Annotated in this window: 11 protein-coding genes; 1 reads left to right on the top strand and 10 read right to left on the bottom strand. The window is 68.1% G+C overall.

Features of this window, described 5'->3' with window-relative positions; translation table 11 throughout:
• Window positions 1–372: sulfite exporter TauE/SafE family protein (locus tag B551_RS09740; RefSeq protein ID WP_023263980.1), on the bottom strand; the 372-nt coding region annotated here is incomplete at its 3' end.
• A gap of 190 nt (window positions 373–562) precedes the next feature.
• Here B551_RS09740 and fnr point away from each other — a divergent pair.
• Window positions 563–1,210, top strand: coding sequence for a fumarate/nitrate reduction transcriptional regulator Fnr (gene fnr, locus B551_RS09735; protein ID WP_370646882.1), 648 nt, complete (start codon window positions 563–565; stop codon window positions 1,208–1,210).
• Window positions 1,211–1,271: 61 nt separating this feature from the next.
• Here the strand turns inward: fnr and B551_RS09730 are convergent, their stop codons facing one another.
• The 9 genes from B551_RS09730 to B551_RS09690 all read right to left on the bottom strand — a co-directional run.
• Window positions 1,272–1,541: a hypothetical protein gene (locus B551_RS09730; RefSeq protein ID WP_006576830.1), complete on the bottom strand. Its 270-nt coding sequence runs from the start codon at window positions 1,539–1,541 to the stop codon at window positions 1,272–1,274.
• The gene (locus B551_RS09725) at window positions 1,538–1,789 is read right to left on the bottom strand and encodes a FixH family protein (RefSeq protein ID WP_006576829.1); all 252 of its coding nucleotides are present in this window, start codon (window positions 1,787–1,789) and stop codon (window positions 1,538–1,540) included. Before B551_RS09725 ends, B551_RS09730 begins: the two co-directional genes overlap by 4 nt.
• Before the next feature lie 12 nt (window positions 1,790–1,801).
• A complete protein-coding gene (ccoG, locus tag B551_RS09720; protein WP_006576828.1) occupies window positions 1,802–3,241 on the bottom strand; it encodes a cytochrome c oxidase accessory protein CcoG in 1,440 nt (479 codons plus the stop codon).
• A 52-nt stretch (window positions 3,242–3,293) separates the two neighbouring features.
• Complete coding sequence (gene ccoP / locus B551_RS09715; RefSeq protein WP_006576827.1) at window positions 3,294–4,256, bottom strand: cytochrome-c oxidase, cbb3-type subunit III; 963 nt, start codon at window positions 4,254–4,256, stop codon at window positions 3,294–3,296.
• Between the two features lie 4 nt (window positions 4,257–4,260).
• On the bottom strand, window positions 4,261–4,470 hold the full coding sequence (locus B551_RS09710) for a CcoQ/FixQ family Cbb3-type cytochrome c oxidase assembly chaperone (RefSeq protein WP_043438507.1): 210 nt from the start codon (window positions 4,468–4,470) through the stop codon (window positions 4,261–4,263).
• A gap of 2 nt (window positions 4,471–4,472) precedes the next feature.
• On the bottom strand, window positions 4,473–5,120 hold the full coding sequence (ccoO, locus tag B551_RS09705) for a cytochrome-c oxidase, cbb3-type subunit II (RefSeq protein WP_006576825.1): 648 nt from the start codon (window positions 5,118–5,120) through the stop codon (window positions 4,473–4,475).
• A gap of 19 nt (window positions 5,121–5,139) precedes the next feature.
• Window positions 5,140–6,636: a cytochrome-c oxidase, cbb3-type subunit I gene (ccoN, locus tag B551_RS09700; RefSeq protein ID WP_006576824.1), complete on the bottom strand. Its 1,497-nt coding sequence runs from the start codon at window positions 6,634–6,636 to the stop codon at window positions 5,140–5,142.
• A 146-nt stretch (window positions 6,637–6,782) separates the two neighbouring features.
• Window positions 6,783–6,974 (bottom strand): cbb3-type cytochrome oxidase assembly protein CcoS, encoded by a 192-nt coding sequence (gene ccoS / locus B551_RS09695; RefSeq protein WP_006576823.1) that lies wholly within the window; start codon window positions 6,972–6,974, stop codon window positions 6,783–6,785.
• 16 nt (window positions 6,975–6,990) lie between these two features.
• Window positions 6,991–8,060: cation-translocating P-type ATPase (locus tag B551_RS09690; RefSeq protein WP_023263979.1), on the bottom strand; the 1,070-nt coding region annotated here is incomplete at its 5' end.

The following is an 8,060-nucleotide window of genomic DNA, read 5'->3' as shown; positions in this document are numbered from 1 at the left end:
CGCCACGGCATCGACGCCGGGGATCGCTCCAACCAGCCGCGCGGCACCCAACGTCCACAGCCCCGCCAGCAGCAGGCTCGCGCTGCCGGCGGCGAACAGCGCCCGCTGCACGGGCAGATACTGCGCCTTCCAGGCGGCCGCGCCGACCGCGCCTAGCAATGCGCCGAGCAAGGCGTAGGCGCTCAGGCGGCCGGCATGCAGCACCAGCAGTTCGCGCACCCACGCCGCGCGGCTGCGGTACAGCGCCACCGGCGCGGCCTGCCCGGCATCGTTGCCCTCGAGCACCAGCACGATGCCGCCGCACATCGCCGCACAGTGGACGCCGCCCAACAGCGCCAGCAGAAACACGCTGGCCAGTACGCCGATCGCCATGTCAGGCTCCCCTCGCCGGCATGGGGCACGGTAGAATGGCCGCTTGCTTCACGCCCATCGCGCCCATCGCGCCGTCGATGGCAGTCCCTTCCCTTCGCGCGGATTCCAATTGCTGAACGCCATTCCCCTGAACGACCAATCGACCCGCTGCTCCACCTGCTCGCTGGGACAGCTGTGCCTGCCGGTCGGCATGTCGGCGCAGGACGTCGAGAAGATGGACACGCTGGTGCAGGAGCGCGTGCGCGTGCGCAAGGGCGAACCGCTGTATCGCCTCGGCGATCCGCTCGACGCGGTCTATGCGATCCGCTTCGGCACGCTGAAGACCCACGTGACGATGGAAGACGGCCGCGCGCAGATCACCGGCTTTCACCTGCCCGGCGAAGTGGTCGGCTTCGATGGACTGACCGAGATGCGGCATGCGTCGGACGCGACCGCGCTCGAGGACACCGAGGTCTGCGTGGTGCGCTACGACGAGATCCAGACGCTGTCGGCCTCGCTGCCTTCGCTGCAGCACCAGTTCATGCGGCTGATGAGCCGGGAAATCACGCAGGACCAGATGATGCTGATCACGCTGGGCTCGATGCGCGCGGAGGAGCGGCTGGCGGGCTTCCTGATCAGCCTGTCCGAGCGCCTGTCGGCACGCGGCTATTCGCCGTCCGAGTTCGTGCTGCGGATGAGCCGCGAGGAAATCGGCAGCTATCTGGGCCTGAAGCTCGAGACCGTCAGCCGGCTGTTCTCGCGCTTCGCCGAGGCCGGCCTGATCCAGATCCGCCAGCGCCACGTGAAGCTGGTCGACATGGACGGCATCCGCCAGCTGCTGGGCAAGACCGCCTGCTGATCCCCGCGCGGCAGTCGCGGCCGTGACGCCGGCGGCAGCCGCTGCCAGCATTGCCATCGCCCTACTCCAGTTCGTCGGCCGCGGACATCGGCGACGACATCGGGGCCAGCATCGATGCCGGCAGCATGCACAGCGTCAGCGCGCTGGACAGCGCGCACACCGCCCACGCGACCACGAAGCCGATCGTATAGATGGCGCCGTGCGACAGCTCGAGCGGCCGCCCGAAGACGCGCAGATCGCGCGGATCGATCAGCGAAAACACCAGCACGAAGGCCACGGCCGCGCCGACGAAGGCGGGCCACAGCACCCACATCAGCCAGCGCGCCTTCATGGCCGTGCCACCGATCGGGGATCGACCGCGTCGCGCGAGTCCTGCGTGGCAGCCGAAGCCGCCACCGCCGCCGGCGTCGCCGCCTGCCGGACCAGCAGCCCCTGACGCACCACGCCGTCGACGATCGGTCGGTCCGCGTGCCGCAGCGCGACCCAGATCGTCACGGCACAGCCGATCATCGCCAGCGCCGGGCCACTGATCAGCAGCCACGGCCACGGCTCCTTCCACCACGGTTTGCATTGGGACATGTCGATGCCTCGTTACGGTTGGTCGGGAACGAAAAAGCGGGTGGACTGCCGCACCTGCACGCGCTCGGCTCCGGGCCCGGCTCCAGGCGCTGCGGACGAGCCGCTGACGACGATGTCGACCACATGGGTGCCCGACGCGGCCTGCTCCAGCGGCACGCGCAACCGCAGCGGCAGCAGCCGGTTCGACGTCGGCGCCAGATGGCCGGCAGCGCGCTCGTATTCGACGGACAGCCCCGGCAGGCCAGGACTTTCCGCCGCGATGGCCACGTCCAGTTCGCCTTCGGTGGTGTTGATCAGCTGCAGCCGGTAGACGTTCTCGATCCAGCGCCCTTCCACTTCGCGCGCCAGCGCCTGCCGGTCGCGGATGATGTCCACCTTCAGCGGCGTGCGCACCGCGACCGACCAGACGAAGCCGCCGGCCAGCGCCAGCCACAGCACCGCATACAGCACGATGCGCGGGCGGACCACGCGGCGGCGCGCATTGGCCGCGGACAGCGCGCGCCGCATCGCGTTCTCGGAGGTGTAGCGAATCAGTCCGCGCGGATAGCGCATCTTGTCCATGACCTGGTTGCAGGCATCGATGCAGGCCCCGCAGCCGATGCACTCGTACTGCAGCCCGTCGCGGATATCGATGCCGGTCGGGCACACCTGCACGCAGATGCTGCAGTCCACGCAGTCGCCGATGCCCAGCGCGCGCGGGTCGGCCTTGCGCGAGCGCGAGCCGCGCGGCTCGCCGCGCCGCGTGTCGTAGGTCACCACATAGGTGTCCTTGTCGACCATCACGCTCTGGAACCGCGCATACGGGCACATGTACTTGCAGACCTGCTCGCGCATGAAGCCGGCGTTGCCCCAGGTGGCGAACGCATAGAAGCCGACCCAGAACGTTTCCCACGGCCCGGTCGACAGGTCCAGCACCGCCCGGCCCAGCGCATCGATCGGCGAGAAGTAGCCGACGAACGTAAAGCCGGTCCACAGCGCGATCGCGATCCACAGCAGGTGCTTGGCTGCCTTCAGCCGCAGCTTGCGCAGGCCCCAGCGTTCGCCGTCGAGACGGATGCGCGCGATGCGGTCGCCCTCGACCTTGCGTTCGATCCACAGGAAGATCTCGGTGTAGACGGTCTGCGGACAGGCATAGCCGCAGAACAGCCGTCCGGCGATCGCGGTGAACAGGAACAGCGACAGCGCCGAGATCACCAGCAGTACGGCCAGGTAGATCACGTCCTGCGGCCACAGCACCAGGCCGAACAGATAGAACTTTCGCGCGCCGAGGTCGAACAGCACCGCCTGGCGGCCGTTCCATTGCAGCCACGGCGTGCCGTAGAACACCAGCTGCGTGGCCAGCACCATGGCGATGCGCCAGTTGGCGAACGCCCCGCTCACGGCGCGCGGATAGATCTTGCGCCGGACCTCGTACAGCGAGGCCTCGGCCGAGTCGATGCCTGGCGCGTTCATGGCTGCTCCGGACGAGTCGGCATGCGAGACCGGTTGCCGCAAGCGGTGTCCATCATTGCCCCGCGGCCGGCATCGTGCCGCTGTCGGCCGACAGTCCCCACACGTATGCGGTCAGCATGCGGATGCGCTCGGGCGTCAGGATGTCCTCGTGCGCGGGCATCCGGTTGTCGTGTCCCTGCAGGATCGCCTTGACGATATTCGCCTCGGCGCTGCCGTGCAGCCAGACCTTGTCGGTCAGGTTGGGCGCGCCGAGCGCCTGGTTACCCTTGCCGGCGCCACCGTGGCAGGCGACGCAGGTCGACTTGAACAACGGCTCGCCGCGTGCCGCGCGGATCGGGTTGAAGGCCAGGCCCGCCAGCGATCGCACGTATTGCGCGACATCGCCGGCGCCCTTCTCGTCGATGACGGCGGCGAACGACGGCATCACGCCATGCCGGCCCTTGGCGATGCTTTGCATGATCGTGGCCGGATCGCCGCCATGGAGCCAGTCGCGGTCGGTCAGGTCGGGAAAGCCGCGGCTGCCGCGCGCATCGGACCCATGGCACTGCGCGCAGTAGTTCAGGAACAGCCGCTGCCCGATCTCGCGCGCCTCGGGATCGGCGGCAACCTGTTCGATCTTCAGATCCATGTACTTGCCGTACACCGCCTGCTGGCCGCGCAGCGCGGCCTGCCGCTGCGCCGCCAGCTCGCCCTGGCTGGTGAAGCCGAGCATGCCGCGATACGCGCCGAGGCCCGGATACAGCACCAGATAGCCGAGCGCGAACACGCAGCTCAGCAGGAACATCCACATCCACCAGCGGGGCAGCGGGTTGTTCAGCTCGCGCAGATCGCCGTCCCAGACGTGGCCGGTGTCCTGCGTCGGTGCACCGTGATCGGCGCCCGCGGGGGCGTTCGATGCGGCCGCTCCCTTGGCGACGCGCGTCTGCGAAAACAGCAGCCAGACGCACCAGACGATGCCGCCCAGCGCGATCGCGCCGATGTAGTAGCCCCAGAAATCCGAAATAAAGTCGCTCATGACATCAATGTCCCTGCTCGATCGCCTGCGGACGCGCGGCGCCGCCGCTGGTGTTGTCGCTGGTGTTGTCGCTGCCGGCCTCGTCGGGCAGCGCGAACGGCAGCCAGGCGGCTTCCCGATTGGCGTGGCGCCGGCCGCTGGACCACGCCCAGCAGACGATGCCGATAAAGACGACGAGGAAGATCAGCGTGGAAAACGCGGTCAAGGTCGCCATGGTCATTGCCCTGCGCTGGGCGCGCCCACGGCGCGCCGATTGGTGCCGAGGCCCTGCAGATAGGCCACCAGCGCGTCCTCTTCGGTCTTTCCCTCCAGCGCGTCGGGCGCCGTTTCGATGTCGGCCTCGCTGTACGGCACGCCGAGCGTGCGCAGCGTGCGCATGCGCTGGCGGATGTCGTCGGTCGGCAGCGCCGTCCTGGCCAGCCACGGATACGAAGGCATCACCGACTCGGGCACGACGTCGCGCGGATTGCGCAGATGGATGCGCTGCCAGTCGTCCGAGTAGCGCCCACCGACGCGCGCCAGGTCGGGGCCGGTCCGCTTGGAGCCCCACAGGAACGGATGGTCGTAGACCGACTCGCCGGCGGTCGAGTAAGGGCCGTAGCGCTCGACCTCGGCCTGCAGCGTGCGCACCTGCTGCGAATGGCAGCCGACGCAGCCCTCGCGGATATAGATGTCGCGCCCCATCAGGCGCAGCGGCGAGTAAGGGACGATGCCCGGATCGGGCTGCGTAGTCGAATGCTGGAAGAACAGCGGCAGGATCTGCACGAAGCCGGCGATGCTGACCACCACGATGGTGCAGACGATCAGCCAGCCGATGTTCTTCTCCAGCGTCTCGTGCGAAAGGAAGCGTCGTTGTTGGGACATGATGGAATCCGGATGACGTTCAGGCTGCGGGGGCGGTCGCGGCCACGGCGGCCGCGGCACTGGCACTCGCCGGAATCACCGCATCGAAGGCGCGGCGGCCGGCGATGGTGCGCGCGACGTTCCACGCCATCAGCAGCATGCCGGCGAGGAAGCACAGGCCGCCCAGCAGACGGATCAGGTAGAACGGCGTCTTGGCCTTGACCGCTTCGACGAAGGCATAGGTCAGCGTGCCGTCCGGCTGCGTGGCACGCCACATCAGCCCTTCCATCACGCCGGCGATCCACATCGAGGCGATATAGAGCACCACGCCGATGGTCGCGATCCAGAAGTGCCATTCGATCAGGCGCGTGCTGTACATCTTCTGCTGGCCGAACAGCCGCGGCACCAGGTAGTACAGCGAGCCGATCGTGATCATCGCGACCCAGCCCAGCGCGCCCGAATGCACGTGACCGATGGTCCAGTCGGTGTAGTGCGACAGCGCGTTGACCGTCTTGATGGACATCATCGAACCCTCGAAGGTCGCCATGCCGTAGAAGGACAGCGCCACCACCAGGAACTTCAGGATCGGATCGGTACGCAGCTTGTGCCAGGCCCCCGACATCGTCATGATCCCGTTGATCATGCCGCCCCACGACGGCGCCAGCAGGATCAGCGAGAACACCATGCCCAGCGATTGCGCCCAGTCGGGCAGCGCGGTGTATTGCAGATGGTGGGGACCGGCCCACATATAGGTGAAGTTCAGCGCCCAGAAATGGACGATCGACAGCCGGTACGAGTAGATCGGGCGCTCGGCCTGCTTCGGAATGAAGTAGTACATCATGCCGAGGAAGCTGGTGGTCAGGAAGAAGCCGACCGCGTTATGGCCGTACCACCACTGCACCATCGCGTCCTGCACGCCGGCATAGGCGGAATACGACTTCCACAGCGACGCCGGCAGCTCGATGTTGTTGACGACATGCAGGATCGCGATCGTCAGGATGTAGGCACCGAAAAACCAGTTGGCCACGTAGATGTGGCGGGTCTTGCGGCGGGCGATGGTGCCGAAGAACACGGTCGCGTAAGCGACCCATACCGCCGTGATCAGCAGGTCGATCGGCCATTCCAGCTCGGCGTATTCCTTCGAGGTCGTGATGCCCAGCGGCAGCGTGATCGCCGCGGCGACGATCACCGCTTGCCAGCCCCAGAAGGTGAACGCCGCCAGCGGCCCGGCGAACAGGCGCACCTGGCAGGTCCGCTGCACCACGTAGTACGACGTCGCGAACAGCGCGCTGCCGCCGAAGGCGAAGATCACCGCATTGGTATGCAGCGGACGCAGCCGTCCGAACGACAGCCACGGCGTATCGAAATTGAGTTCAGGCCAGATCAGTTGCGCGGCAAGCAGCACGCCGACCGCCATGCCGACGATGCCCCATACCACGGTCATGACGGCGAATTGCCTCACGACGTGATAGTTGAAGGTGTCGGCGGCGCGCGCGGGCGTGGCCGTGCCGGTCAGGCCGGCGGCGGTGACATCCATTCAGACCCCCAAGGATGGATATGGATTAGAAATCGATGGGGACAATGTAGAGGGGGTCGGACGGCGCGCCCTTGATCCGGATCAAGCGCCGTGCAGATGCACCGCGCCCCGGGGAACCTCGGTAGTGATTCACGCAACGGCCATCGCTACGGCGCGGCCGCGCCGCGGCGCCCGCCTGCGTTTCGGGGCATATCGGGACGGTCGTTGTCGAGCAGGATCGCCTGCCCCGGCCGCTCGAGATCGTCGTATTGGCCGGCGCGCAGCGCCCACCACAACGCGGCCGCGATCAGCACGACCAGCGCGAGGCTCATCGGCACCAGCAGGAACAGCGTATCCATTACAGCGCGTCCATCGCTAGCGCCCCTTCGGCACGCGCAGCAGGCGCCAGGCATTGGCGACCACCAGCAGCGAGGACAGCGACATGCCGACGCCGGCCATCCATGCGGTGACGTGGCCGCTCGCGGCCAGCGGAATGGCCACCACGTTGTACGCGAAGGCCCATCCGAGGTTCTGCCGGATCACCGCCCGCGTGCGGCGCGCGATCGCCAGCGCGGTGGCGACGTCGGCGATGCCGTCGTGGGTCAGCACCGCGTCGGCACCGACCTGCGCGAGCGGCGCGCCGCTGCCCAGCGCGATCGACACCTGCGCCTGCGCCAGCACCGGCCCATCGTTGATGCCGTCGCCGATCGCGAGCACCACGGCGCCGTCGCGCTGCAGCGCCGCCACGTAGTCGCGCTTGCCCTCGGGACTGACGCGCCCGTGCGCGGCGTGGATGCCGAAATGCCGGGCCCACCAGCACACCGTCGCCTGGCTGTCGCCCGATATCAGATGACAGCGCAAGCCCAGCGCGTGCAGGCGCGCCAGCAGCTCGGCCGCCTGCCCGCGCTCGGTGTCCGACAGCACGAAGACGGCAAGCAGGCCGTGCCGGTCGCCCAACCACACCGGCGACGCGCCGTCGTGCAGATGTTGGCGCAGCGCGTCGAGGGCTGCCTGATCGCCGGCGGCGTTGTTCGTACTGTTTTTGATGGCGTTGTCGGACGCGTTGCTGGAGGCGTTGTCGGAGGCGTTGTCGGAGTCATCATCGTCGTCGCCGCACATCGCGAGCGCGTCAACGAAATCGCGCCGCCCGATCCGGATCGGGCGGCCGTCGAGCAACGCCTCCACACCCTGTCCCGGATGGTTGCGCAATCGCGTCAATCGTCGTGCGAATGTCCGGTCCCCAGCCGCGGCGACCAGCGCCCGCGCCACCGGATGCTCCCCGCCGCGGCACAGCGCGCCGGCCAGCGCCAGGCATTCGGACTGCGCCAAGGCGCCGAGCGCAATCACGTTGGCGACGGCGAAGCGTCCCTCGGTCAGCGTGCCGGTCTTGTCCAGCACGACATCGGTGACACCGGCCAGCGTTTCCAGCGCATGGCCGCGCGTCA

The organism is Cupriavidus sp. HPC(L), from assembly GCF_000307735.3.
Classification (GTDB): Bacteria; Pseudomonadota; Gammaproteobacteria; order Burkholderiales; family Burkholderiaceae; genus Cupriavidus.
This window is presented reverse-complemented; position numbering and strand designations above follow the sequence as displayed.